This is a genomic window from Paenibacillus gallinarum (assembly GCF_014836635.1).
In the GTDB taxonomy this organism is placed as follows: Bacteria; Bacillota; Bacilli; order Paenibacillales; family Paenibacillaceae; genus Paenibacillus; species Paenibacillus gallinarum.
Map to the genome: position 1 here is coordinate 56,953 of NZ_JACSQL010000009.1, position 26,806 is coordinate 83,758.

The window sequence follows — 26,806 nt, forward strand, 5'->3', positions numbered from 1 at the left end:
GGTGAAAAGATGGACTTTGGCCGTGCCAAGAATGTATTAATATATGCTTTTCTGCTGCTGAACTTGGTTCTAGGTTATCAGTTGTGGGTGGATGCACGGGAATCGGCCGGCTCAAGTCTTGACTATACTTCTCTTGGTGACAGTACACAGCGACTGATGGAAGAGAAGGGAATTCAGATTCTTGCGCCCATTCCAAGCGACACACCTGTTATGCCAAAGCTGACCTATCGCTATCTTAATGGGGACAAGGCAGCGGGAATAGTGCAGCTTGATCAGCCTATTGATAGTAAACTTGTGTTTTCTGAAAAAGAAATGGTGGCAGCGCTGAAAAAAACAATTCCAGATATCGACCAGTATAAACTTGATCCGCTTGCGAATCTGGATGCTTCAGACCGATTTATTTTACATCCGCTTGCGGAGCAAAAATGGCCTCTATTTCATGTGAATCTAGAGTTATATTATTCAAATCAGAAAATAACCGCTTACCGGCAATCTCCAATTGAGATGTCAACATTCGAAGAAGAACAGCAGGTGCTTCCGGCTTCCAAGGCCCTTGGCACGCTGGTCGAGCTCTTTTTACCGAATGAAGCGGTCGTACAGGATATCTCGCTTGGATATTATGGTGAGGAGTTTAACTCGGACAGCCAAGTGGCAGCCCCTGCGTGGAGATTTGTGCTTGAAGGCGGGCAGACCTATTATGTTCAGGGCATCAGCGGAGAGGTGATTAGTCCGAAGACAGAAAAACCGGAGGAGTAATGAGTTATGGGGATACGTTTTACCGTGTTGTCGAGTGGTTCGACAGGGAATGCGACAGTCGTTCGTAATGATGATACGGCTTTATTAATAGATGCAGGACTCAGTGCGAAGCGAATTGATGAACTTATGCTAGAGCGGGACATGCTGGGTTCACAACTGGACGGGATCTTAGTTACACATGAACATTCAGACCATATTCGGGGTCTTGGTGCGGTGGCACGGAAATATAATTTACCGATCTATGCAAACACGAACACGTGGAAAGCGATGCAAAAATCGATTGGTAAGATCGCCGAGGAAAACATTCGAATTATGGAGAGCGGAGAGGTAAAAGAGTTTAAATCACTTCGCGTGGAGTCATTTGGTATTTCTCATGATGCTGCAGAGCCTGTAGGCTATTCTTTCTATGATGGTAAAGAGAAACTTAGTGTAGCGACCGATCTTGGCTACATGAGTGATAAAGTTCGCGATGCGATCTCAGATGCAGATGTCATGGTACTAGAAGCCAATCATGATATTGATATGCTTCGAATGGGACGATACCCATGGAATACCAAAAGACGGATTATGGGCGACCTCGGTCACCTGTCTAATGAAGCAGCAGGTGCTGCTCTTAGCGAACTAATGAATGGGATCACGAAACGTGTATATTTGGCTCATCTGAGCCGTGATCATAATATGATGGAACTCGCCAAACTTACGGTACGAAATGCAATGGAAGAACGAGGATGCTTCTATAAGGATAGCGAATTCCAACTTTGTGAGACGTATTATGACCGGCCTACACCGTGGGATAAGGTGAGTTCTCCATAAAGCTGTCGAGATCGGCAGCTTTTTTTTCTACCTCTTCCCGGGTAAGGATGTTTTTTTCGATGAGCAGCTCAATGATGGTACTTAACGCAAGCGTGTTGCGGTAATGCTCTTCTTTGAGATCCGCTAATTTGGCGGCAAGACCGACCTCTTCCATAGCCGTGTATACACGATTCATAATGATACCTCCTTCTGATTTGAGCAGCCAAGTATATGAAACTTTCAGCGAGTCTAGTAAGCTCTTAATTGTATTGTAGTCAGACAGGGGCAAAAACATTCCTGTTTTTTCCTGTTTCTTGAAAAGTAAGGGTCATGCTATGCTAGAAAAGCTTTTTATGGAGTTTCATTTTGGTATAAAAATGGGAATAAAGACCTTGTTTTTCTGGCTTGTGTGGACAAAAAATGAGGTTTATAATCCATTTACGTTGCCGCGCTTAAAGCGGTAAAATGATGGTGATATATGTAATAGAGACTGATTTCTTACCCTTTTTTCGAAACTTTTTCGTTTCATATGTGTTAACTATAGTAGAGAAGATATGAGACCTGTAGCAATTTTTATAGATAACAATTCATGTGAACAGAGAAATAAGCACGTATTAAGGCAGTAAACGGTCTTGATGCAAGTGATACGAGGGGAGAGAATCCAATGGGATTGTTTGACGATGAGTTTTATTCCACCAAAGTATCAAAACGGACCGGAAATCTTCCAAACCGAATTAGAGTCAGCCGCAAAAGATGGTGGCCGAAAACAGTAAAGAATACGGAATCTTCCACTTTCTCAACGATTCAGGTTGCTGTAATCAGCTCGGTGATTAGCGCCATTGTATCTGTGACTTTATTTGCGTGGATTGTATATCCAGGAGATACACAAATGGCTTTTGCTGGACAAAGTTCTTATGCAAGCGGAGGGGCTGGCTCTTACGAGACACAAATCATGCAAGCGGGAGATAAAGTTCGTCCGGCTGTAGTAAGTATTGTGAGTCATAAAGAAGTTGAAGGTTCTAAAATTTCGGATTCGGCTTTAGGGTCGGGTGTTATTTTTAAAATTGAAGGTAAAAAAGCATATATCATGACCAATCATCATGTTGTCGATAGTGGTGAGAACTTAGAAGCTGTAACCGTAGATGGTGTATCCAAGGAAGCAGAACTGATCGGTAAGGACCGAATCAGCGATATTGCTGTGCTATCCATTGATAGCAGCGGAATTAATACAGCAGTAGAGCTCGGAGATTCTACCAAACTGCGCCGAGGTCAGACCGTACTTGCCATCGGAAACCCATTAGGACTTGGCGGTACGATGACAAGAGGGATTGTAAGCTATATTGATCGTCAGATTCCGGTCTCTATTAACCAGGACGGAGTATATGACTGGGAACAGTCGGTCATTCAGACGGATGCTGCCATTAATGAAGGGAACAGCGGTGGTGCCTTGGTTGATTTAGAGGGGAATTTAGTTGGTATTAATACGATGAAGATTGCGGATACTGGTGTGGAAGGGCTTGGGTTTGCGATTCCAACGCATGATGTGATGACGATTGTCGATGATCTGATGGTGGATGGAAAAGTATCTCGTCCTTATCTCGGTGTCTACACCGTAGATTTAACCAGCCCTTACGCTCCGCTCGATAAAGAACAGCGGGAAGAGATGAAGCTGCCTGAATCCGTTGAGGAAGGCGTGATCGTGCTCGAATCATCCGGTCCAGCAGAAGAAGCAGGGCTTAAGATGAATGATGTCATTGTGGAGTTCGATGGAAAGAAAATTAATTCAACACTCGATCTGCGTAAGCACCTGTATGAGAAGAAGAAAATTGGCGATGAACTCAAAATAAACTTTTATCGTGATGGGAAGCTGACGGAAGTTTCCACTAAGCTTACAGATAAACCTAATGAATAGCACCAGAGCGAAAAACGGTTTTCCCCGGGCAGGTGGAAGCCGTTTTTTATTTGCTCATCATGCATGGCAGGTTACTCGATCTGGGAAGGATAAACACAGGCAGCAGCAAGGATCACGATGAAAAGTCCTATTCTACCCAATTGTTAGGGAGGAAAAAGGATAAAGGGTTTCTTTTCATGCGCAGGTATGGTAGAACAAGAGAAGGAGCATGTCCATATGTGAGGGCGTTTGTCTCGCAGCATAAGGACACAGCCGTAAGAAGGGTAAAGACAGAAAGGATGCTTGAGTGAATGTACACCGTATGTAAAGATCATGTGGAGCATGCCATTGACCAATTTGTTGATGAATTCGAGGATGCACCCGATATTGTAGATTTGAAAGAAACCGAATTCTCCGACTGGGACCCGCCGGTAAAGTGCTCAGAATGTGATAACAACGCGGAGTTCTTAGTGGTCTAAGAGGTTCATACTTCGCACGGATATAGTTGAATAGTAAACATGGGGAGAGCGTGAAGTTTACGCTCTTTTTGCTTGTATATATAACGTAGATGGTAAGTGGATTAAGAAGATGAGCAAAGGTATAAATTAAGCGTGAATGTTAGTACATAACGGTGGATAGCCGTGTTATATAGGAGGTATGCAGAATATGTTTATTCAAATTATTAGTGTAGGGAAATTAAAAGAGAAATATCTGGTACAGGGAATCCAGGAGTATGCAAAACGACTGGCACCTTATATCAAGTTCCAGGTGATTGAAGTTTCGGATGAAAAAGCTCCCGAAAACATGAGTGATGCGGAGATTCAGAATGTGAAGGACCGTGAGGGAGAGAAGATCCTTGGTCATATCAAAGGCGATGCCCATGTGATTGCATTAGCACTGGATGGTCATCTGTGGAGTTCGGAAGATTTAGCAGCGGAGATCGATAAGCTCGGTACTTATGGGACAAGCCATATCGTCTTTGTGATTGGCGGTAGTAATGGATTGTCCAATGCGGTACTTCGGCGTGCACAGCAACGTCTGAGCTTCGGACGAATGACCTTGCCGCATCAGCTCATGCGTCTCGTACTCGTGGAGCAGATTTACCGTGCGGTGAAGATTAACCGCGGGGAACCGTATCATAAGTAGGGCGAAGTTCCGGCAGGAGTAATCCCCAGGCACTGTCACCACAATCAAACCTAAAGATCGAAAGCATTTAGCAGAACTTATGAGTAACACATTTTCTCATTTTATATGTATGTTTACACAAGAGGACATTGGGAGTTTTTTATGTTAGTGGAGAATATCAGTTTCAGTTTAAATGGTAAGCGTATGTTATTGAATTCTTGGTTCCAATAGATTAAGCAAAGCCGCTTTGCTTAATTATTTTGTTTTTTACTTTGGTAATTTAAGTGAAATGGGTTTAGACGGTATGACTTTGGTATCACCCTTTTTCAGCTAAAACAATTAAGCAAACACAATGGAGCCGTCCAGTGCTTGGGCGGCTTTTTACTTGCCGTTACAGGCAGCGCGGTAAACCGTACCATAAATAGTAGTAATATTTATGATATAAAATACTTTGAGAGTTCCGAGATGAGCATAAACATAATTAAGTTATCATTATGACCCCTGCTCCTCGCTCACCCTAAATCCACTACCATAGGAGGTTGTGGATTTTTGCGTATTAAAGTCTTTTAGCTATTGTTAAAAGCTATGACTAGCCATGCTTTTTTCATATAACAAGCATTCCTTTTCATCATGCTATACTCATTAGACTAAAAAGTTAGAAGGAGAAATAGTTATGATACCATTTCGTAATGATCATGTAGGTAGCTTTCTACGCCCTGCAGATTTAAGTCAGGCACGTGAACAATATAAATTAGGCAACATCACATATGAGGAATTAAGAGCTGTGGAAGATAAAGAGATTATTCGAATTATTGAAAAGCAAAAAGAAAATGGCGTATTGGCAGTTACTGATGGTGAATTCCGCAGAAGCTGGTGGCATTTTGACTTTCTGGGCGGCTTGGATGGCGTAGAGTTGTATGAGCAAATAGACGGACCAAAATTTCATAATATGCAAACTCGCAAGGGTGGGATTCGTGTTGTTGGTAAAGTTGATTTCTCGAGTCATCCCTTTGTTCAGGATTTTGAGTTTTTGAGAAAGCATGCAGGTGACGCAGTGGCGAAACAGACTATTCCAAGTCCAAACATGCTTCTATATCGATTGGAGAATGACGTCAATATATATAAGGACAGAGAGCAATTCCTTCAGGATACTATTGCGGCGTATCAAAAAGCCATTCAAGCCTTCTATGATGTGGGATGTCGGTACCTGCAATTAGATGATACAGCTTGGGCAGACCTATTCTCAGAAGCTGGTCACGATAAGCTACGTGCTAAAGGTCTAGAACCGGCAGAAGAATTGAAAACGATGCAGCGAATGATTAATGAATCCTTGTCTCATAAACCGGCAGATTTAGTTGTGACTATGCATATTTGTCGTGGTAACTATAAATCGAACTATTTCTCAACGGGTGGTTATGATTACGCTTCTGAAGTTATCTTTGGAGGCTTAAACGTAGATGGATTATTTTTAGAATTTGATGATGAGCGCTCAGGTGGTTTCGAGCCATTAAAGTATGTGAATCGAAAAGATTTGAAAATCGTGCTTGGTTTACTCACATCGAAAACAGGCGAGTTAGAGGATAAAGAACAAATTAAAGCTCGGATTGCAGAGGCAGCAACCTATGTACCACTTGAGCAACTTTGTTTGAGCCCACAATGTGGCTTTTCGTCTACAGAAGAAGGCAATATTTTAACGGAAGAACAACAATGGCGTAAACTTCGTTATGTTAAGGAAATCGCAGAAGAAGTTTGGAATTAATCCATCTAAATACGGAGGGGATGTAAAATGACGATACAAGCAGGCCAAGAGACAATTATAGTTGAAGCGTTAATTAATGGTCAAAATGTAAAATCCCTTTCGCAGTTAGCAAAAGAGAATCCGACAAACCCAACTGAGATCGTAGGCTATTTCCCTGTCACTACGAAAGAACAAGCGGTTGAAGCGATTGAAGCGGCGGCAGGGGCTTTTAAAACATGGAAACAGACCTCCATTGATGAACGCATTATTATGATGCGCAAAGCGATCGAGAAGATTAGAGCAGCTGAGAATGAAATTGTGCATTTGCTGTCTAGAGAGCATGGCAAGCCCCTGTATGATGCACACGGTGAAGTTTATGTTTCGTTAATGTGGATGGAGTTTGCTTGTAATGAAGCTAAACCGGCTCTACAGGAAGAGATCAAAGAGCATGAGAATGGCAAAACGATTCTTTCCTATGATTCAATTGGTGTGGTGGCAGCGATTAGTCCATGGAACTATCCCATTGCTCTATCTACGATTAAGATCGCTCCTGCCTTACTTGCGGGCAACACCATTGTGCTTAAACCAAGCCCATTTGCGCCACTGGCGGCAGCTAAAGTGGCAGAAATTATTGCGAGTGAGTTCCCGGCTGGTGTAATCAATGTCGTTCATGGTGATGCGGATGTGGGCGTTGAACTGACTAGTAATCCTTATGTTACTAAAATTGCCTTTACAGGTGGAACAGCAACAGCTAAGCATATTATCAAAGCTGCTTCGGAAACGATTAAGGATATGACGCTTGAGCTTGGTGGTAATGATGCGGCTATCTTCTTGGAAAGCTTTGATGTTCATGATGAGCGAGCAATGCGCCGGATTGTCATTTCTAATTTCTTGACAGCAGGCCAGATCTGTATGATTGCCAAACGTGTGTATGTACACCGTTCTATATATGATGAGTTTGTGGGAAAATATATAGAGGCGGCAAATCGCTGGATTCGAATTGGTGATCCATTTGATTCAAATACGACGGTAGGCCCGGTTAATAACCTGAAGCAGAAAAATTACGTGCTTGGTTTGGTTGAAGATGCGCAAAAGCGCGGGGCTAAGGTCATTCTTCTCGGTCAAATTCTTGATCAGAAGCTGTTTGACCAAGGTTACTACCTACAACCTACGCTTGTTTTAGGTTGCAATGTTCATGATCCGATTGTGGTGGAGGAACAGTTTGGACCTACGGTGCCGATTCTGCCATTTGACGATGAAGAGCAGGTTATTCATCTACACAATGAAAGTATTTATGGATTGACGAGTTCTGTCTGGGGGAAAGAAAAGGATGCCATCTCCGTCGCACGTAAACTCGAAGCTGGAACGACGATGATCAATACAGCTGCTGTGCAGGGGCTCGACGTTCGGTTCCCTTTCGGTGGCTTCAAGCAATCTGGTATTGGCCGTGAATACGGCGTGGAAGGTATCCGCACTTATACAGAAAAGCATGTCATCAACGTTCCGAAGACACTGGATCTTCCTTATATACCAGAATAAATTTTATAGCATACAACTTCGATATCGTACAGGGAATTTACATGTGAAATGGAAGTAGGCTCTAACTTTTCGCCTTGTTTACTGATCTTTAAGAATCAGTAGACAGGGCGTTTTTTTGTCAGATAAGTTTGAGCGCAGCAACTTTTCAGAAAAAAACAACACATATCTGATGGAGGTGACCCTGAAGAAATAAGGAAGCCACTCCATTATTTTGGAGTGGCTTTGTACTCAGCTATTATACGGTGAACGGCGGCTATCTTCTACCTAGTGTCTCCCAAATTCCATGGAGCCAGGAGTCGAACTCAGCATCTTTGTCGCCCTCGTAAGTATCATAAATATCCAGACGTGTCTTTTGCAGTTTTTCCTTAAATTGCTCAAATGTGTGACCTTCAGGAAGGCTTTTTTTAATCCGCAGCAAAATTTTGTTAAGACCTTTAAACAGCTCACCTTTGTTTTTGTCAGGCATTTGTACATCTTCATCCAACTGCTTGAGCTTGTGATATGCGGCTTCACGCACCTGGAACACTTGATCACTTGTCAAAACATGCTGCAGCAACTTAATGGTAGGTGCTGTATTCCAGTTCCCCAATTCGTTCACCGCATTTAGCCTGTCTCTCCAGCTTGCCGTCCGATTAGCCGCTCGTTTGAGCTCTTCAAAGTTTTCCGGTAGTTCGTTAACTGCTCCAATATCATGGTTGTTCGTCAAAATTCAATCTCCTTAATCATCGCCATCTCGGCAGAATGATGAATGTTATTTATGTGAACACTATTATAGCACGAACCTGACTAAACTACTCCTATGAAGCTGATTGACAGCCTGAAAATCACATTCACCAAATGTTAAAGATGTATCAACCTATCTAATCTCCTTGCCCCTCTTTTTTTTATGAATGAAGTCTACTGTGATTCTATAGTGTGTAGAAAAATAAGATTAAAAGAAGAAGAGAAAGTCCTTATCATACAAGGCGCCTCTCTTCCTTAGCTTCATAGGATTTTGAACTGAGGTTTGAAACACTTATAGCTTGCGGATAAGCCATCCCCATCTCGAATACCACAACTTGAGTTTTTTCATCAATCCACTGCAAATAGCTAAATTCTCTCAGGAAGATTGAAATTAATAGAGAATTAATTACCACTCCATTCATTGGAGTGGTTTTGTTTTGTAATAAATTTTATTGTCCATTCAGGGGATTAAATGAGTTGAGTTTGAACATGAAACATAAAAATTTGTTTTCTGTTACTATATACACATATGTAGATCCATAATTCACCATAATAATATAGTTCTATATAACCATTTTAACGAAAGAAGAGAGACAACATGAAAAATCATTTAATACACATGCGTGATAAGCTAAATAGCATAAACAAACGTAATCGCTCCATTCGCTTATTAAAAATTTATCAAAAATGGAGTTTTGACCTTAAAAGTATAGATACATTAGAGGCAAATGAAGACTCTCAGTCGATTTTAAAGAAGGTTATAGATCAGAAAGTTAAAGGGAACATTACGTTATTGCAACCTTCCCTGAATGATGACAAATCAATAATCCTATCACAAAAGCTTAGTGACCTTTATCGACAAATTAAAGCATTGGAAGATGAAACGGGAGTACATGACCTATATTTAGGCTATCCTTTTCTATCTGGTACTCTCCTCGATGGAACTTTTATTCAAGCGCCCTTGTTTTTGTTTCCGATCCGATTGGAAAAAGATAATACTTTGATGCAAAAATGGGTTCTACATTTGGAAGAGGGCGGACCACAGCTTAATCGTACGCTCTTCTTGGCGTTGAAAAAATTAAATAAACTTGGCTTCTCAGAAGATATTTTTGATGAGGCTAATACAGTTGCGGCTTCCATGGATTTTTCCGAAATTATAGATTTTTTAGAAAGACAGCAGTTGAAAGTTCAGTATGATAAAACAGGTCTCCGCCGTTTAAAGGAGTATAAGGCGAGTGATATTCCAGAAATAGCGAATATAACCCTGTTGGAGAATGCGGTCATTGGTGATTTTCCACAAGGTGGTTCATCGATTGTTCGTGATTATGATGAGTTAATTAACTTATCAGAAACGAGCAAACTCTCACTTGTTGGAGAGTTGATTAATTCTGAAGGTGATTTGTTTATCGAGGGCGGAGTATTACTTGATCAAGTGAAGAAAGAAGAGCAGCCTAATATTAAAGAGGATATATTAAATCTGTTACAAACGGATGGATCGCAAGAAGAAATTTTACGAGAAGTCCGTCATCAAAAAGGATTAGTTGTACATGGGCCTCCTGGAACGGGGAAATCGCAAGTTATTGTGAATCTAATAACCGACGCACTTCATCAAAAAAAGAAGATACTTGTTGTCTGCCAAAAGCGAGCGGCACTAGACGTTGTTTATCAACGGATGAACAGTCTTGGGCTTGGTAATCATGTTGCTCTTGTACATGATGAGAAGGGCGACCGAAAAGAACTTTATCAAAAGATTTCGACCGTTTTAGAACAAAATGAGGTGCAGTTTGCAGAAGCGGTTGAGGAGCTAATTAATGTCACTTCTCGGTTAAATAATCAAGAACAGTTGCTGGACACGATTGCTAAAGCACTCTATGAAAGACAGCCCCATGGATATAGATTGTATGAACTCTATGGAAAATCAAAACCAATAACGAATTCAAATAAGATCATTTACTTAGAAGGTGTGGCTGATCGATTAACAAAAGAATCTCTACGAGATGTGGTGGAGGCATTATATACATATGGAGAGTGGTACGAACAGTTCGGAAAAGAGACCTACCCATTACGTGACAGAAAGAGTTTTGCTAACTTTGATATGAAAATGAAGTTAGAAGTGATTGAAAAGTTGAAGACATTAATCGAGAAAGCCGAAAAAGCAACAGCTTATATTGAAACTTTAGATATTGAAAAGATAACACCTGCTTATACATGGGAAGTACAACAACGCTTAAATAAAATCTATCCGGACCTAGATAGAAATGAAGGACGTACCCTTCAACGCTTACGTATATTTTGGTGGACTACAGTTACTGGTAAATCTATTATTGAAGAGATTACAAATGGAGAGAAGTTTAAAGGAACAAGTTCTAGTGATTGGGTAAGGATAAAGCAGTCATTAAAGAGCATGCACAATCTAGCATCATTAACCAAGGATATGGCTAATGATATGAAAGCCCTGTCTATGTTAATACAAGAAGAACAAGTGAAGAAGTTACAGGATCGAGTAGCTGAAGGTGATATTCCATTAAAAGAGTTAAACTTATTATTAGAATATCTCTATCGTGACTTTGATGATCTGAAATTAATGGATACGTTCTGGGTTCAGGCAAGCAATGACATAAAAAGTGTTATTCATGCCTTACAAGGAAAACAATTTGATGAAGAGCAACCATTGTCGGAGTCTTGGGTCGAAATCTTTAGAAATTCGGTATTTCTTCATTGGATTGATCAAATCGAAATTAAGTATCCAGATGTGCAAAAAATCTCTACAAACGAGTTTGGAAGAATACGTGAAGCATTTTCCAATCTGTTAGAGGAAAAACGGAAAGTAGCAGCAAAGTACTTGATTCATGAATTGAAGAATAAGGTAAGCATCTTACATCATGAACAAGGAAAAAATACAAAAGAGTTAAAACATCAGACGGGTAAGAAGAGAATGATTTGGTCCCTTCGTAAATTAGTGAATAATTTCGCGGATAAAGGATTAGTTGATATTTTACCAGTCTGGCTTGCTTCGCCAGAGATGGTATCTTCTATTTTTCCGTTAAAAGAAGGTTTATTTGATATTGTGATCTTCGACGAAGCTTCCCAGTTAACTGTGGAAAGTGGTATACCGTCTATATATCGGGGTAAGCAAATTGTTGTAGCGGGAGATGAAAAACAGCTTCCTCCATCCAATATGTTCCGAGCAGGATACGCTGATGAAGAAGACGAGGAAGATGAAAAATATGATACGGATGAGTCAGTTAGCTTACTTAACTTAGCCAAACGACGTTTCCCGGAGAAGATTTTACAATGGCATTATCGTTCTAAGTATGAAGAGTTAATTAATTTTTCTAATCATGCATTTTATAACGGCTATGTTCAAATGGCTCCAAACGTAACTCCTTTTAGTGAGCCACCGGCTATTGTCTGGAAGCGAGTTAATGGTAGATGGATGAACCAATCTAACGAAGTAGAAGCTTTAGAAGTAGTGACGCAGCTAAAACATGTACTACTAGAACATCCAGGAAAAACAGTTGGAGTCATCACCTTCAACTCGAAGCAGCAATCTAAAGTACTCGATGTAATTGATTATGCTGCGGCAAATGATGAGGAATTTAGAGTGCTTTATAGTGAGTTAATGGCTAAGGGATTAGATGAAAGGTTATTCGTAAAAAACATTGAGAATGTACAGGGGGACGAGAGAGATATTATTATTTTCTCCATAGGTTATGCCAAAAATGAAGAAGGAAAAGTTTATAACCGGTTTGGATCACTTAACCAAAAAGGTGGAGAAAATCGTTTGAATGTAGCGGTTACCCGTGCGAAGGAAAGCATTATTGTTATTTCTAGTATAGAACCCGAAGAACTGAATGTAGCCAACGCATCTGAGCGTGGACCAAAGCTATTAAAGTCTTTCTTGAAATATGCCAGGGCCGTTTCAGCAGGGAAGATTGAAGAGATCCAATCTGTAATTCAAGAGATCAACGAAGCAGTCAACACACACGTTGTAGAACAATCTCTTCACTTCGATTCTCCATTTGAAGAACAGGTATATCAGCGACTCCGTAATTTAGGTTATGAAGTTACCACACAAGTAGGAATGTCTGGCTATCGTATCGACATGGCAGTTACCCATCCAAACGATAGTTCTAGATTTATTCTTGGAATAGAGTGTGATGGAGCTATGTATCATAGCTCGCCGAACGCTAGAGAACGAGATGTTTATCGGCAACGATACTTAGAATCAAGAGGTTGGATCATTGAACGAATATGGAGCAGGAATTGGTGGAAGAATTCTACAAATGAAATAGAGCGTATTGACCAGCGAATTAAGGAGTTGTGTCGGAAAGAAGAAGTTCGAGCTAAATTGGAAGAGGGAATATAACCTTCATGAGGTTTATTGAGGATAGAAGATCTTATTCCCTGCTTTGTAGCGAAAATAAGCTGGATCAGGAAATGTCCTGATCCAGCTTTTTGCATGTTATAGATTTTTTAGTGAACTAAACTATCCAAATCCGGCTGTAATTTATTTCGCAAAACATACATCATGATGGCACCAACAAGGAATGCGACAGTATCTGCAATGACAAGTGACCAGACCACTCCGTGGAAGCCATTCATATGATTAGCGATATAGAGCACAGGAATCAGAGTAATTCCTTGTATAACTGACATAATGAATGCAGCAGTTCCTTGCGCTGTTGCCTGGAAGATCCCCATAAATAACGTGGTCATTCCTGAAACGAATAAGGACAAGAATGTCACATGCAGAATGTAGCTGCCCATTTCAACTAATTGCGGGTCATTCGTAAATAAACCAATTAGGTTATCGGAAATGAAATAGACGATGATGCCGAACACAACGGCTAACCCCATAATGGCTTTGATCGTGAATCCAATCGTTTTCTTCATGCGTAATTTATTCGCTGTAAAAGAGAAGGCAATAAGCGGCACGACTCCCTCGCATAATCCCATTAGTATAAACTCAGGCAATTGCAATAATCGAGATGAAACTCCGTAAGCCGCCACGGCCAGATCACCATATTCGACAAGAAAATGGTTAAAGATGAGCGACATTGCGCCCATGAAGATACTCATAATAAAGACAGGAGTTCCGATTTTGAGAACATTGCCTAGAATGTCCTTAGTAGCCTTGAACCATTTTGCGGATACGGTTAGGAATTGACTCTTGTATCCCATATGGAAAGCAAAGAATACACTCGCAACCAAGTTGGAGACGACCGTAGCGGACGCGACGCCAATTATGCCCCAATGGAAGACGAAAACAACCATTGCATCGAGGATAATATTTATGACAACACTGAGAATCATACCGATCATCGACGTGATTGCTGCACCTTCTGAGCGTATGATATTTTCTAGTGTGAAGAACAATACGACGAATGGTGAGCCGATAAGCATAACCGTGACATAGTCCTTCGTAAATTCGAAGGATTCAGGTGTTGCCCCTAATCCTTGAACGATGGAATCGATTAAAGGAAGGCCGACAGCCATCAGAATAAGACCGAGAACTAAGCTGCTATAAAAAGCAAATGAAGATACATGTTTTACCTCATCATACTTTTTCTCTCCTAGCAAACGGGAGATGAACGTACCGCTGCCCACCCCAATCAGGTTGCCTAGCGCCATAATGATCGCGAATAACGGTAAGGTTAATGCGAGAGCGGTTAACACGGCAGTATTGTGGAGCGTACCAAGGAAGTAGGCATTCAAGATGGAGTATATGACACTCATTGACGTGCCTAGCATCATCGGTATTGCAAAGTGAGCTACGGCTTTTGCGACCGGTGCTTTCTCAAAATAATGGAGGTTTTCTGCATCCATGCGGATCACTTCTTTCTTTTTCATGTTTATCTAACAGTGTTAGTTTGAGTCTAACAGTGTTAGATGGTATCATGAACTTATAAATCTGTAAAGCATAAACTTACACTGTTAGATAAAAGGGCGGATATCAATGAAAAAAAAGCAGCAGCCTCAAATTTCGGAAGATAAGATTTTGGAAGCCTCGTGGGAGCTCTTAGGAGAGGAGGGAATTGAGAGATTCAGCATGAGACGTTTAGCCGACAGGCTAGGGATTCAGGCTCCCTCTCTGTACTGGTATTTCAAGGGCAAACAGGATCTCTACCAGCGTTTAGCTAACCAGATATCCAAAATAATTCTGGAGGAGTTTCACTCTGAAGGGGATTGGAAGGAACAGCTGACTACGCTTGCGGTAACAGTACGGAGCGTGCTTAGCCGCTATCCCTGCTCTACACAGCTCATGATGATGACACTGCCTCATGAACCGGACATCATTCGTTACACCAACCGCATGCTTCTTTGTGTAGAATCGACACCGCTTGAGCAAGAGCAGAAAATACAAGTGGTTACTACGCTTGCGAACTATGTTTACTACTTCGTCTTAGACGATTACCAGCATGAGCGCAATGTCTCCGCCATCCTTAAGGAACAGAAGTCACTTCCGGGTGAGGAGATGATTCGTCTTCTGGACTCCATGAGCGAAGCGGAAGCAGGACTGTTCCGGAGCATGTTCACAAACGGGCTGTTCAAGCTGATGGGGACGGATCGTGCGTTTGATTTTGGATTGAAGCTGATTCTGCTTGGGATTGAGCAGGTGATAAAAGAGCAGGAAAAGTAGAATATAAAAAACCGCTCATCCGGTTACTGGATAGCGGTTTTCAATTAGGATTTACCTTGATATTATCAAAAAGTGAAAAGAATGATGGAAAAGGAAGGTGAAGTGTTATGAAAATTATTGTTTTCGGAGCAACGGGCGGTGTAGGCCAATGTGTTGTGAAACAGGCAGTAGAGAATGGTTTCGAGGTAACAGCATTTGTACGGACACCAACAAAGCTAGAAGTTACACACGATAATGTGAAAATTATAAAGGGAAATGCTTTCAACCAAGCAGAAGTCACAGCAGCAATTGCTGGTCATGATGCGGTCGTGTCATGCTTAGGCTCCAATCAAGGGATGAAAAAATCAACCGATCTCCAGGAGATGACGAAAAATATTGTTGCTGGCATGCAGGAGCATGATGTCAAACGAATCGTCTATACCGCATCCGCAGGGATACATAACGAGCTACCAGGGATAAGTGGGAAACTGATCATGAGAATGCTTAAGAATACTCTAGCAGATCACAGGGCTGCTACGGATTATATTGAGACACATGGACTGAACTACACCATTGTTAGACCCTTGGGATTAACCAATCGTCCCTTTTCAGGAAAGTACAGAGAATCTGCGACGAGTGTACCGAAAAACTCAAGATCCATACCACGTGCTGACGTTGCACACTTTATTCTAAAAGCATTAAATAATTCAGAATATGAAAATACATCGATTGGAATTGCTACTTAGAAAATAACAAAACTCTACTGACGTCGAGGATTCCCGGAAGACCCGTACGGCTCAGGACGAAAAGGTCCTGCTGGGACAACCCAGAGCTGACTGCCATTGCTGATCGCCATCGCAAGTCGGTTACGCCGCGGTGAACCGCATTTAAATAGGGCAAAGTATTTATTCTGTATAAATACGTGTTGCAGTTAATATAATGGTCTAGTCGAACCCATTTGTTGTCGAAATTATACTCGGCTTTCAGACAGATGGCAGTTCCGCAATAAAGCCAGAAAGTTACATATTTTTACTAAAAACCCATATTTGTGTTTCGAAAATCAATAACAGGTTTAAGAGTAACTTATTATACATAAGAAAGAGGAGAACAAAATTGAGAAAACTAAGTAAACGTGGTACCAGCAAGGCACTAATTATTTTGATGTTAACTGTTCTTTTTATTTCAGGCTGTAGTGCGAGTAACAACGGAAATAACGCATCGGGCGGTGACAAAGAGGAGAAGATATTTACTTCTAAAGACTGGCAGGTCCAGTTGACTTTGGATAATGGTTGGGTAGAGGACCCAGCTCTCAATGAACAGGCCATTCTGGCAGTTTCCGAGAGAAAAAATGAAAAATATGTCATAGTAAATTCTTTTCTAAAATCTAGTTTGGCGGACGATGCTACATTGGATGATTTCAAAGTTATATTTACTAATAACATTAACTTGTCTATAACAAATGCGGAGGAATCTAACAACAAAACAATAAATGTGGCTTCTACTGAAGCTGAGCTATTTGAAGTTACCGGTGAGGCACAGAAGGTGAAAGTGCATTATTTAGTGGCTTTACTTGAAAAGGGCGGCTCTTTTTATCAAATTATTACATGGTCTACACAATCTAAATTTGAAGATAATAAACAAGAGCTATTACAGGCGATTGAATCATTTAAGGTATTAAAGGAAACACCAACAACTCCAGCCTCTACTTCTCCCTCCGAATCTACAGATCCTAACAACAAAGACGATGAGAATACAGAAGTAACCACCATGACGAGCGATGACAAGAAGGCAGAAATTACGATTCCTGCTTATATGACATACGAACTTGAGTTGTCTCCTGATGCTGACATTCAAGCCTCACGTATGCAGCAAGAAGAATATTTGATGGTTCTACGTGAGGGTAAAGATGTTTTTGCCGATAACTTCACTTTGACCGATTATTATACAGCGGTTACTGACTCTATGTCTCAAACATTATCGAATACCACTATAACAGAACCCAAGGAAATTGAGATCAATGGACAGCCAGCTGTGCAATTCGAGCTAAACGGGGAAATCGACAAAGTTAAAATTAGCTACCTGATCACACTTGTAGAAACAGACGGTAACTTTACTCAATTGTTATTCTGGACTCTTCAAAATCGCATGGATGAAAAACGCGACATGTTCATCAATGCTGCTGGTACGTTTAAAGAGGTTCAATAATCCATACTATTTATGCAAACGGAATAAGACCCTGACTCCAAAGACTTGGAGTTCAGGGTCTTATTCTTTTTCTCTCTTGAAAATAAAAAATGCCCCTCCAAAGAGGAGGCTGTAATCGAAGTATCCATAGTAAGAAGTATTTACCAAATTGTTTCCGAATTGCTCTTGTATTTATACTTCTTTAATTGTATTTACTAATTCACCGCAGTCTGTTAAAATACCAACAGTTAATTGTTAACCTAAATATTTTTTTATTGGTTTACAATTAACTGTGATTTGATGGTGAACTGACATGACAATGCATTGTAATTGTTCGCCGAAATGAATAAAGCGTACCTGTGACATCCTTTTACCCAATGGAAGACTACAACAATTCGTATCTTTTAATTATCGAATATGGCGGCTTAGAATCGCTTGAACACTACTGCAGCTTAAAGGTGATTGGTCGGTTTCCTACTTGGTGAAAAAAAAACGGATATGGACACCTTGATACATATCGTTCGATCAAAGATTCAGTTAGCTTCAATTAGACAAGCAATTCCATTTTAATCTATGGGGGATGATGAAAATAATAACGATGGAGAATGATCTCATTTGGCAGTCGCTCGCAAGTAAATCGCTACGTGGGGAATGTTTAACGCTTGAAGAAGGACTAGCTGTTCTTGAAGCCGATAATGACCACGTACTTCCGCTGATGCAAGCTGCATTTCAGGTAAGAAAGCATTTCTACGGTAAGAAAGTGAAGTTAAACATGATCATCAATGCTAAAAGTGGACTTTGTCCCGAAGACTGCGGCTACTGCTCGCAATCCATCGTCTCGACAGCTCCTGTGAAAAAATACACGCTGCTAGATAAAGACACCCTCTTAGCGGGCGCACACGAAGCGATGGCTCGAAAGGCAGGAACGTATTGCATTGTTGCTTCTGGGAAAGGTCCGACAGATAAAGAGTTGGATCAGGTCGTTTCTGCAGTCAAAGAAATTCGTGAAACGTTGCCACTAAAAATTTGCGCATGTCTGGGAATATTGAAGGATGACCAAGCCGAACGGCTCGCTGAGGCAGGCGTTCACAGGTACAACCACAACTTGAACACGAGTAAAACTAATTACCCGTCCATCACGACAACTCATACATATGATCAACGCGTCGAAACGATAGAAAAGGCGAAGACGAGCGGCATGTCTCCTTGTTCCGGCGTCATTATCGGAATGGGAGAGACAAATCGCGAAATCGTAGAAATGGCTTTTGCATTACGAGAGCTTGATGCAGATTCGATTCCCATTAATTTTCTCAATGCGATTCCGGGCACTCCGCTTGAGCATGCAGGACGAACACCGGCAATGAAAGCGCTGAAGGTATTGGCTTTGTTCCGGTTTATCTGTCCGTCTAAAGAAATTCGTGTGGCGGGTGGGCGTGAAGTGAATTTGCGAACGCTACAACCATTGTCTCTATATGCGGCAAATTCGCTCTTCGTAGGTGATTATTTAACCACGGCAGGCCAAGAAGTGTCGGCTGATCAACAAATCATTGAAGACTTGGGCTTTGAAATTGAGTTAAACGCGTTGTAAGCTGATTCTGCTTGGGATTGAACAGGTGATAAAGGAGCAGGAGAAGTAGATTGTAAAAACCGCTAATATGGTTATTGGATAGCGATCTCAATGAAGTTTAACGGGCAGAAAAGAACATTTATCATATTTACAGAAAAGTATCATATCGACATAAACACCAATACATGGTATGGTTGGTGAAACCCATAGGCATTCCACTCCTCGGAGCGGAGTGCTTCGTCTATATTTGCGGGTTTTTTACATTTAAAGTATTACTATCTACCCGAAAAAGGATGGAGGTCATGATGCTGTGTTTCTCTATTGATCCCTGCTCAGGGACGGTTCGACGGCTGCTATTAATGTGCGCTAAGATCACTCATATAAAGGAGAGGTAGAGCATGGCTACATCCATTCATACAGAAAGACGTCCACAATTGAATCCTTCCGGACTGCGTAATTTACGTCAGGAGGGGCGTTTGCCAGGGGTTGTATTCGGGAAAAACGCAGACAATCAAATTATTCATATTTGCACCAAACAATTTGAAAAGTGGATAAAGAAGGGGGCTTCCGGCTTTATTGAGCTGAAGATCGAAGGCGATAACTCGTTTACGGTTCTATTGGAAGATCTTCAACGGAACCCAGTAACCCGCGCGCCTTTGCATGTCGATTTTCAACTCGTTCAAACCGATGAGATCATTCGGACGAAGCTAGGGGTCAAGATCATAGGTATTCCTGCCGGAGCGAAGTGGGGAGGAGTTGTGCAAATTCAAGACCCGTATGTGGAAGTGGAGGCATTGCCGAAAGACCTGCCATCTACAGTTGAGCTGGACATCAGCGCGATGGAAATCGGAGAAACGCTCTTCGTGAAAGACCTGGTCCTACCGCCGGAAGTGATAGTTATCTCCGGTGATAACGAACTCCTCGTATCGGTGTCGAAGCCTTAATGCCTATGAGGCCATTTTCATCTGTGAAGTGCCTTTAAATAGTTAGATATAAATATGTATCAGGCAATTTAATGAAATGAGTCCGGTAATTATACCGGGCTCATTTTTATTTATGTCTGCAAGTGGTCTATAGTGTTCAATATAGTCTTTTGATTCCGGAGTTCTATATTGCATGAAATCGAAAAAAAGAGGTGATGAGATGAAAGTGACGACCGACATGATCGATAAGCAACTGCGATTCAGAGGAAAGCTGTTCGATTCACTGATGAAATCGAAGAATGAACAGAAATGGCAGAAGGCAATGTATAAATTGAAGAAGCGATCAGATCGATCAGCGGGAAAGAACATCGAGGGTCTCCATTGCAGCGAAGAATGGATAACGAGAAGAGACGGCTCGAAGCTGCGAATTCGGATCTATAAACCACTTGGAGACACTAATCAAGTACCTGGCGTTCTTTGGATTCACGGCGGTGGCTATGCAATGGGTATCCCGGAGATGTTTGGTGGAGCGTACAAACGATTAATCCATGCCAGCCCGTGTGTAGTCGTTGCACCCGATTACCGCCTATCCATCGAAGCACCATATCCTGCTGCACTGGATGACTGTTACGACACGCTTTTGTGGATGAAAAGTCATGCCAAGGAGCTCGGTATAAGAGAAGACCAGCTGATGGTTGGAGGAGAAAGCGCAGGAGGCGGACTTACGGCTGCTCTTACGTTGTGCGCAAGAGACCAGGAAGAGGTCAGTATCGCTTTTCAAATGCCGATCTATCCGATGATCGATGATCGAATGGATACCGAATCAGCCAAAGCGAATCATGCACCAATCTGGAATTCTGATTATAATCTGTGGGCATGGAAGCTGTACCTTGGGGAGTTATACGGTGGAAATGTGCCTCCATATGCAGCTGCCGCAAGGGAAACGGATTACAGCAGTTTGCCGCCAACCGTTACTTTTGTTGGAGACATCGAGCCGTTCAGGGATGAAACTGTTCAATATGTAGAAAACCTACGGAGTGCTGGCGTACCGGTTGAATTTAAAATGTTCCAAGGCTGTTATCACGGCTTCGATATCATCCATCCGAAAGCGCAAGTGAGTAGGGAGGCTCATTCCTTTTACATCAACGCATTCAAATATGCGGTGAAGCATTATTTTGCGAAGCAGCCAACGGACGGAGTCTGAATGGAACATATACAATCATATAAACCTTTAAAAAAGGAAGTGCGGACAATGGATCTAGAAATGGTCATGCAAGAGCTTGAAGCTCTCGGCAAGGAACGAACCAAGAAAATATATCAGTCGAATGGTGCGCATGAACCGCTTTTTGGTGTGGCTACAGGAGCGATGAAGCCGCTCTTTAGAAAAATAAAACGAAATCAGCCATTGGCTGAGGAACTCTATGGTACAGGAAATTACGATGCTATGTATTTTGCAGGGATGATTGCTGATCCTAAAGTGATGACGGAGGCGGACTTTGAGCGTTGGATAGATCGAGCTTATTTTTATATGCTATCGGACTATGTAGTTGCCGTAACTTTGGCAGAAACAGATATAGCACAAGAAGTTGCTGATAGGTGGATTGCAAGCGATATAGAGTTAAAGATGTCAGCAGGGTGGAGCTGCTACTGTTGGCTGCTCGGCAATCGTCCAGATGGTGAATTTTCGGAAGAGAAAATAGCTGCTATGTTGGATCTTGTAGCGAGCACCATTCATGATGCACCTGAACGCACAAAATATGCGATGAACAATTTCATTTACACTGTGGGACTATCCTATCTGCCTCTCCATGATAAGGCGGTCGCAATCGCGAAGGAATTAGGGCCGGTAGAGGTTAATGGTAATAACAATAAAACCAAGTTTCTGAATGCTTCTGTTAATCTTCAAAAGGCAATAGATAAAGGGCAACTCGGTTTTAAACGAAAATATGTAAGGTGCTAGTGTAATAAAAGAGAGCCCTCATTACGTTTGAGGACTGTCTTCTTACATATTATTGGGCGGAGTATCCGCCCACCGATAATTAACGTAATTTAACAGATCGCCATCTACTATAATCATCAATAACTGAAAGTGGGAGAAGAGTTACATAAAGCCCAAAAGGAATGGGGTCTATCTGCAGAGGATATTGCGCAAGCAGTCGCTTATGTTATTGATACACCGGAGAGAGTATCTGTTAGTGATATGATCATTCGTCCAACAAAACAAGAAGTATAATAAAGGTCAGGTGGGTATCCCTCTCCTGTTGTGATTGGAGAAAATGTATGGATTGGGTCGAGCGCAACGATATTACCCGGGGTAACGATTGGGGACAACGCTGTGGTTGCCGCGGGAGCCGTTGTCACTAAGGATGTGCCAAAAAACACGGTTGTTGCAGGAGTGCCGGCAAAAGTAATTAAGAAAATAGATACAAATTTAAATTAATTTCATAATAACTTTCGTTGCTTTAATCGGAACGATATAAATTTGATATCAAAGTTTATATCGTTTTTTATTTACAACTCCAATTCTTGACGACATTTATTGTTGATGCTATCTTATCTACTAGCTATAAAGGATTGGTAGTTTACACCTATCCTTTATTAATCAATTTTAAGTTTGGAGTTGTGATTTATGAAAGATGCTTTATATGAACTTTTGTATGGTAGTTCGGCTGATGTTACGACTACGCAGCTACTCGGGAATACGTTAGTCGCATTAGCACTGAGTTTAATCGTATTTATTACATATCGGTTCACCTATGGAAGCATTCTGTATAGTAAGAAATTTAATGTTTCCCTCATTATGTTAACCTTAATAACTACCGTAATTATGAGCATTATTGGTGGAAATATCGCTCTGTCATTAGGGATGGTCGGGGCTCTTTCTATTGTTCGTTTTCGTACTGCAGTTAAAGATCCGCGTGATACAGCGTATATCTTCTGGACCATTGCTATCGGATTAGGAGCAGGTTCAGGCAGTTTAGCGATTACTATTATCGGGACTGTTATCATCTCCTTAGTATGTTTTGTTTTTAACTATGGTATTGGAAGTGATGAACGATATTTAATTATTATCCGCTCTGAAAATATAGACGAATCTCTAGAAAATATTAGAGCGCATATGTTTAAAGTGTGCAAGGGTTATAAATTACGTTCAGAAACGGTAAATGATCAGTTTGTTGAACTTGTTTATCAAATTAAGCTAAAAGGCAATGCTTCAACCAAGGAATATGAATATATGAAAAAGATTAAAGGCGTTATTTCAATTAATGTAGTTTCTCAAAATGGAGAAACACTAGAATAGGTGTATGACAATATGAACAAAAGAAATAATGGAAGAAAAACGTTGTTGTTCATTATGGTCATATTATTGATTGCTAGTTTTATTGTTGCAATTCCTCGATTGACCTACTCTTCTGAATATGGAAAAGAAAATTCCGAGAAAAAGGTAACCTCAATTCCTGATGTACATTCATGTGAAGGAGATCACAATTTACCGGTTGTTATTATTGATACTGATGGTCAAAATATTGAAACCATATCTGATACTTCAATTAATGAAAAGACGGATAGGTATAATGTGGATTTCTCCTTATATGATGTTAATTCTGATGGAACCACCTGTATGGATCCGCAAACAAAACCAGCAATTAAAGAAAAGGTGGAGATTGGTATCAGAGGACAATCTTCACGCATTAATCCCAAGAAACAGTTCTCTCTAAAATTTATTAATGAGACCGGGGGAGACAAAGATGTTTCCCTATTAAATATGCCCAAAGATAATGAGTGGGTATTAAATGGGGTTTCTGCAGACAGTTCCCTGATTCGAAATCATATAGCTTACCAAGTTTCGGGTGAAATCATGGCATTTGCACCCGAAACTCGGTTTGTTGAAGTGTACATCCTTGATGATCAAACAAATGAGGTCAACGATGTAAGCTACCGTGGTGTATATATGCTGATGGAGAAAATCACACGTAGTTCGGATCGGGTAAATATAACAAAAACCGATGAGCGCTACACCGACACGAGCTTTATCATTGCTAGGGACAAGATTAAAGAAGGAGAGCCTGTTTTAGACAGTTTATGGAGTAGTGTCTTAACAGATCAAATTGTAAGCGCGGATGGTACGGTCAAGAAAAGAAGTAGACTTACGTATGTATATCCTGGCAAGACACGGATTACGGACAACCAAAGACAAATAATAGATAACTATATTAATGATTTTGAATTGACCTTGTATTCTCGTGATTTTGCCGATAAAAAAAGCGGATATCGTAAGTACATTGATGTGAAGTCATTTGTAGATTATGCGATCATTAACGACTTTTTTAATAATGTGGATGGTGGTGATGTAAGTACATATTTTTACAGGGATGTAGGTGGTCGTTTACATGCAGGACCCGTTTGGGATTTCGATTTGATATTGGGATCACCTAGAAACTCCTCATATTCTAGTGCAGAAGGATTTAAAATGTTCAATACCACTTGGTTTGATCAGCTTTTTAAAGATCCTTATTTTGTTGATACTTATATTAAAAGATATCAGTATCTTCGCAAAAATGTATTATCAGAAAAATATTTATATGATTTGATAGATAATGCTGTTGAAGAACTGGGAGATGCTGTTCAGCGAAATCATGCTAAATGGAACGTTGCTACGTCGCAAGCAGAAGAGTATAAAAAAGAAATTCAACAAATAAAAGACTATATTGCGAAACGGGCAAGCTGGATTGATCAGAATACAGCTATCTTATACAGAATGAACGAGAGTGATTTGTAAGGGATTGATGTAACTTGCGTAAATTCATGCTAATTGTCTTTGGTACCATATTAATCATCATGTTGATGATTTATCTGTTTTTTCTAGGTGGTTTACATGTTAAAACAGGTGCTTTTAAAAACTCGACTGAAGAACAGGGTGTTCATTATGCAGTAAGAGTCAGCGATGATCAGATTGAACGTTATGATGGTGAAAAATGGAGTGAATTTGTGGTAAAGGGTATTTCTTTAAGTGACAGTGTACCCAATAAAGAGCAACTAAGTTCAGATCAACTGGAAAATAAAATTAGTACATGGCTAGATCAAATTAGCAAGATGAATGTCAACACCATTCGTATTCCTTCTATTCAATCGCCAGCTTTATATAGTGCACTGTACGAGTTTAATAAGAATAATCAGAATCCTATATATATCATTCATGATATCCCTATAGATGAAGATTTAATTGATGGTGAATATAAACGAACAAAGGAAGAAATATCGAAACAGTTACAAGCAAATATTGAAGATACCATTGATGTTGTCCATGGCAGAAAGATGATGTGGAGTAAAGATATTTTTACAAGCAGATGGTATGCAAATGATATTTCTCCCTATGTACTAGGCTACGTTATTGGTAACTCATGGGATTCCACATTGGTGAAAATTATAAATAAGAGAGATCAAGAGTATTCATCTTATGATGGGAAATATGTTACTGCAGAATCTTTAAATGGATTTGAATATATAATGGCTCAGGCAGTAGATTATACTGCCCAATATGAAACTGAAAAATATAATCAGCAGCGATTGGTGTCCTTCCTAAACACCACTGAGCTTGATCCTATTATACATTCGGCGCAATCCAGTGTGTTTCGCGATACAGAATTGAATATTGAGAAATTCAATATAACGAATGATTTTCATACTGGAATTTTTGCTAGTTATCAGGCATCACCAAACGATACCGATTTTCTAAACATCAGCTTAGAAAATTCTCTCCCTTCAGAGAACGAAGGATCCTTTGAAGCATATTTGCAACAATTAAAAAGCATCCACCAAAAACCGATTGTGATCACAAATATTGGATTATCTACTTCTAGAGGTATGTCCAAAGAAGATGAATATAATCATTACAGTCGTGGAGGAATGACCGAAGAGGAGCAAGGAACATACCTAACAGAGTTGCTCGATGATATATATCAAAATCAATATGCAGGGGCCATTATATATAATTGGCAGGATGAGTGGCAAAGGAGCAGAACCTGGAATACACGTCATATAAAAAACATAGACAATACAGAAAACTGGTTAGACGTGCAATCTAGTGAACAACATTTTGGAATTATGCAGTTTGTTCCAAGCAATGAGCAGGCTGTTAAAGTGGATGGGATCACCACGGATTGGAATGAAGAAGATTTACTATACGATAATGAAAATGGGCAATTGTACGCTAAGTATGACCCAAGCTATTTATATCTTATGATTCAAAAGGAAAAATTTCATTTCACTAAGGATCATCTGCATATAGCTATTGATGTTAACCCATCTATAGGAACCCAAAATTATGAAAAACATAATGGGTTATTTAATGTAAATGCCGACTTTGTAGCTAGAATACAAGGGGTAAACGATTCAGATATTCAGGTTCAGTCAAGGTACAATATTTTCGATTTTCGTTATAAGTATTACGCTAATATCGTGGATAAAATGACAACGATCCCTACCGAAAATACAAATACATTTGATCCAATCTATCTATTAACACGGAATGTATTTCAAAATGACGGAACCATGGAGAAAGTATCACCAAAATATATGGAAACAGGTACGCTTACATTTGGAAGCTCAGATTATGATTCTAACGAATATAATTCACTTGCCGATTTTTATGTGAAAGAAGATGTAATAGAACTTCGAATTCCGTGGCTATTAATTAATGTGATTGACCCGATTGGCGGGATTGCATTAGGTGATTTTTATAAGGATGGAATCAATGCTAAAGTAAAAATAAATCAAATTGGTTTACAGGTTTTTACGGAGAGCGATGGGCAGATAACAAAAGTTACTTCTCCTAGCTATATAAGTCTAAAGAATAATAACATTCAATATCAGGAAAGAACCAAAGAATCTTATGAAGTGCTTCAAGCCTATTTTGAAAATGTAGACGACTCTTAAGAAAGGACTA

General features: G+C 40.4%; 22 protein-coding genes and 1 pseudogene. 20 read left to right on the top strand and 3 right to left on the bottom strand.

Going from position 1 to position 26,806, the window contains the following annotated elements; translation table 11 throughout:
- Positions 1-9 precede the first annotated feature (9 nt).
- Entirely contained in the window at positions 10-756 is a 747-nt protein-coding gene (gene yycI / locus H9647_RS17690; RefSeq protein ID WP_191802424.1) for a two-component system regulatory protein YycI, read from the top strand.
- Between the two features lie 6 nt (positions 757-762).
- Positions 763-1,569 (top strand): MBL fold metallo-hydrolase, encoded by an 807-nt coding sequence (locus tag H9647_RS17695; RefSeq protein WP_191802426.1) that lies wholly within the window; start codon positions 763-765, stop codon positions 1,567-1,569.
- Here H9647_RS17695 and H9647_RS17700 read toward each other — a convergent pair.
- On the bottom strand, positions 1,538-1,744 hold the full coding sequence (locus tag H9647_RS17700) for a hypothetical protein (RefSeq protein WP_191802428.1): 207 nt from the start codon (positions 1,742-1,744) through the stop codon (positions 1,538-1,540). The two genes, H9647_RS17695 and H9647_RS17700, sit on opposite strands and share 32 nt — an antisense overlap.
- Before the next feature lie 468 nt (positions 1,745-2,212).
- Here H9647_RS17700 and H9647_RS17705 point away from each other — a divergent pair, with 468 nt between their 5' ends.
- The 5 genes from H9647_RS17705 (at position 2,213) to H9647_RS17725 (ending at position 7,841) form a co-directional block, all read left to right on the top strand.
- On the top strand, positions 2,213-3,460 hold the full coding sequence (locus tag H9647_RS17705) for a S1C family serine protease (protein ID WP_191802430.1): 1,248 nt from the start codon (positions 2,213-2,215) through the stop codon (positions 3,458-3,460).
- 290 nt (positions 3,461-3,750) lie between these two features.
- A complete protein-coding gene (locus H9647_RS17710) occupies positions 3,751-3,918 on the top strand; it encodes a CxxH/CxxC protein (RefSeq protein ID WP_160035581.1) in 168 nt (55 codons plus the stop codon).
- Positions 3,919-4,105: 187 nt separating this feature from the next.
- Entirely contained in the window at positions 4,106-4,585 is a 480-nt protein-coding gene (gene rlmH / locus H9647_RS17715) for a 23S rRNA (pseudouridine(1915)-N(3))-methyltransferase RlmH (protein WP_191802431.1), read from the top strand.
- Between the two features lie 652 nt (positions 4,586-5,237).
- Positions 5,238-6,323 carry a 5-methyltetrahydropteroyltriglutamate--homocysteine S-methyltransferase gene (locus H9647_RS17720; RefSeq protein WP_191802433.1) on the top strand — a complete coding sequence of 362 codons (1,086 nt, stop codon included), beginning with the start codon at positions 5,238-5,240 and terminating at the stop codon, positions 6,321-6,323.
- A gap of 27 nt (positions 6,324-6,350) precedes the next feature.
- A complete protein-coding gene (locus H9647_RS17725) occupies positions 6,351-7,841 on the top strand; it encodes an aldehyde dehydrogenase family protein (protein WP_191802435.1) in 1,491 nt (496 codons plus the stop codon).
- 253 nt (positions 7,842-8,094) lie between these two features.
- Here the strand turns inward: H9647_RS17725 and H9647_RS17730 are convergent, their stop codons facing one another.
- Positions 8,095-8,547 (bottom strand): HEAT repeat domain-containing protein, encoded by a 453-nt coding sequence (locus H9647_RS17730; RefSeq protein ID WP_191802437.1) that lies wholly within the window; start codon positions 8,545-8,547, stop codon positions 8,095-8,097.
- A 615-nt stretch (positions 8,548-9,162) separates the two neighbouring features.
- On the opposite strand from H9647_RS17730, the gene H9647_RS17735 reads away from it, so the two are divergent.
- Complete coding sequence (locus tag H9647_RS17735) at positions 9,163-12,933, top strand: AAA domain-containing protein (RefSeq protein ID WP_191802439.1); 3,771 nt, start codon at positions 9,163-9,165, stop codon at positions 12,931-12,933.
- A 107-nt stretch (positions 12,934-13,040) separates the two neighbouring features.
- Here H9647_RS17735 and H9647_RS17740 read toward each other — a convergent pair whose 3' ends face one another.
- Positions 13,041-14,393 (bottom strand): MATE family efflux transporter, encoded by a 1,353-nt coding sequence (locus tag H9647_RS17740; RefSeq protein ID WP_191802441.1) that lies wholly within the window; start codon positions 14,391-14,393, stop codon positions 13,041-13,043.
- Between the two features lie 130 nt (positions 14,394-14,523).
- On the opposite strand from H9647_RS17740, the gene H9647_RS17745 reads away from it, so the two are divergent.
- The 12 genes and pseudogenes from H9647_RS17745 (at position 14,524) to H9647_RS17800 (ending at position 26,796) form a co-directional block, all read left to right on the top strand.
- Entirely contained in the window at positions 14,524-15,207 is a 684-nt protein-coding gene (locus H9647_RS17745) for a TetR/AcrR family transcriptional regulator (RefSeq protein ID WP_191802443.1), read from the top strand.
- A 107-nt stretch (positions 15,208-15,314) separates the two neighbouring features.
- On the top strand, positions 15,315-15,932 hold the full coding sequence (locus tag H9647_RS17750; RefSeq protein WP_191802445.1) for an NAD(P)-dependent oxidoreductase: 618 nt from the start codon (positions 15,315-15,317) through the stop codon (positions 15,930-15,932).
- Between the two features lie 367 nt (positions 15,933-16,299).
- Positions 16,300-17,391: a hypothetical protein gene (locus H9647_RS17755; RefSeq protein ID WP_191802447.1), complete on the top strand. Its 1,092-nt coding sequence runs from the start codon at positions 16,300-16,302 to the stop codon at positions 17,389-17,391.
- 577 nt (positions 17,392-17,968) lie between these two features.
- Positions 17,969-18,958 (top strand): biotin synthase BioB, encoded by a 990-nt coding sequence (gene bioB / locus H9647_RS17760; protein WP_318245335.1) that lies wholly within the window; start codon positions 17,969-17,971, stop codon positions 18,956-18,958.
- Between the two features lie 377 nt (positions 18,959-19,335).
- Positions 19,336-19,881: a 50S ribosomal protein L25 gene (locus H9647_RS17765; RefSeq protein WP_191802449.1), complete on the top strand. Its 546-nt coding sequence runs from the start codon at positions 19,336-19,338 to the stop codon at positions 19,879-19,881.
- Between the two features lie 172 nt (positions 19,882-20,053).
- Entirely contained in the window at positions 20,054-21,064 is a 1,011-nt protein-coding gene (locus H9647_RS17770; protein ID WP_225229382.1) for an alpha/beta hydrolase, read from the top strand.
- Positions 21,065-21,112: 48 nt separating this feature from the next.
- On the top strand, positions 21,113-21,820 hold the full coding sequence (locus H9647_RS17775) for a DNA alkylation repair protein (protein ID WP_191802451.1): 708 nt from the start codon (positions 21,113-21,115) through the stop codon (positions 21,818-21,820).
- Between the two features lie 129 nt (positions 21,821-21,949).
- Entirely contained in the window at positions 21,950-22,093 is a 144-nt protein-coding gene (locus tag H9647_RS17780) for a hypothetical protein (protein WP_225229383.1), read from the top strand.
- Between the two features lie 15 nt (positions 22,094-22,108).
- Positions 22,109-22,300, top strand: a pseudogene (locus H9647_RS17785) (DapH/DapD/GlmU-related protein); the annotation flags it as partial.
- A gap of 189 nt (positions 22,301-22,489) precedes the next feature.
- Positions 22,490-23,161: a DUF4956 domain-containing protein gene (locus tag H9647_RS17790; RefSeq protein WP_191802453.1), complete on the top strand. Its 672-nt coding sequence runs from the start codon at positions 22,490-22,492 to the stop codon at positions 23,159-23,161.
- A 12-nt stretch (positions 23,162-23,173) separates the two neighbouring features.
- Positions 23,174-24,640: a CotH kinase family protein gene (locus H9647_RS17795; protein WP_191802455.1), complete on the top strand. Its 1,467-nt coding sequence runs from the start codon at positions 23,174-23,176 to the stop codon at positions 24,638-24,640.
- Positions 24,641-24,654: 14 nt separating this feature from the next.
- Complete coding sequence (locus H9647_RS17800) at positions 24,655-26,796, top strand: hypothetical protein (protein ID WP_191802457.1); 2,142 nt, start codon at positions 24,655-24,657, stop codon at positions 26,794-26,796.
- Positions 26,797-26,806 lie beyond the last annotated feature (10 nt).

Bases quoted from the DNA above. Each gene is read 5' to 3' on its own strand.
- yycI (WP_191802424.1), top strand. From the start codon at position 10: ATGGACTTTGGCCGTGCCAAGAATGTATTAATATATGCTTTTCTGCTG.
- H9647_RS17695 (WP_191802426.1), top strand. From the start codon at position 763: ATGGGGATACGTTTTACCGTGTTGTCGAGTGGTTCGACAGGGAATGCG.
- H9647_RS17700 (WP_191802428.1), bottom strand. From the start codon at position 1,744: ATGAATCGTGTATACACGGCTATGGAAGAGGTCGGTCTTGCCGCCAAA.
- H9647_RS17705 (WP_191802430.1), top strand. From the start codon at position 2,213: ATGGGATTGTTTGACGATGAGTTTTATTCCACCAAAGTATCAAAACGG.
- H9647_RS17710 (WP_160035581.1), top strand. From the start codon at position 3,751: ATGTACACCGTATGTAAAGATCATGTGGAGCATGCCATTGACCAATTT.
- rlmH (WP_191802431.1), top strand. From the start codon at position 4,106: ATGTTTATTCAAATTATTAGTGTAGGGAAATTAAAAGAGAAATATCTG.
- H9647_RS17720 (WP_191802433.1), top strand. From the start codon at position 5,238: ATGATACCATTTCGTAATGATCATGTAGGTAGCTTTCTACGCCCTGCA.
- H9647_RS17725 (WP_191802435.1), top strand. From the start codon at position 6,351: ATGACGATACAAGCAGGCCAAGAGACAATTATAGTTGAAGCGTTAATT.
- H9647_RS17735 (WP_191802439.1), top strand. From the start codon at position 9,163: ATGAAAAATCATTTAATACACATGCGTGATAAGCTAAATAGCATAAAC.
- H9647_RS17740 (WP_191802441.1), bottom strand. From the start codon at position 14,393: ATGGATGCAGAAAACCTCCATTATTTTGAGAAAGCACCGGTCGCAAAA.
- H9647_RS17745 (WP_191802443.1), top strand. From the start codon at position 14,524: ATGAAAAAAAAGCAGCAGCCTCAAATTTCGGAAGATAAGATTTTGGAA.
- H9647_RS17750 (WP_191802445.1), top strand. From the start codon at position 15,315: ATGAAAATTATTGTTTTCGGAGCAACGGGCGGTGTAGGCCAATGTGTT.
- bioB (WP_318245335.1), top strand. From the start codon at position 17,969: ATGGAGAATGATCTCATTTGGCAGTCGCTCGCAAGTAAATCGCTACGT.
- H9647_RS17765 (WP_191802449.1), top strand. From the start codon at position 19,336: ATGGCTACATCCATTCATACAGAAAGACGTCCACAATTGAATCCTTCC.
- H9647_RS17770 (WP_225229382.1), top strand. From the start codon at position 20,054: ATGAAATCGAAAAAAAGAGGTGATGAGATGAAAGTGACGACCGACATG.
- H9647_RS17775 (WP_191802451.1), top strand. From the start codon at position 21,113: ATGGATCTAGAAATGGTCATGCAAGAGCTTGAAGCTCTCGGCAAGGAA.
- H9647_RS17790 (WP_191802453.1), top strand. From the start codon at position 22,490: ATGAAAGATGCTTTATATGAACTTTTGTATGGTAGTTCGGCTGATGTT.
- H9647_RS17795 (WP_191802455.1), top strand. From the start codon at position 23,174: ATGAACAAAAGAAATAATGGAAGAAAAACGTTGTTGTTCATTATGGTC.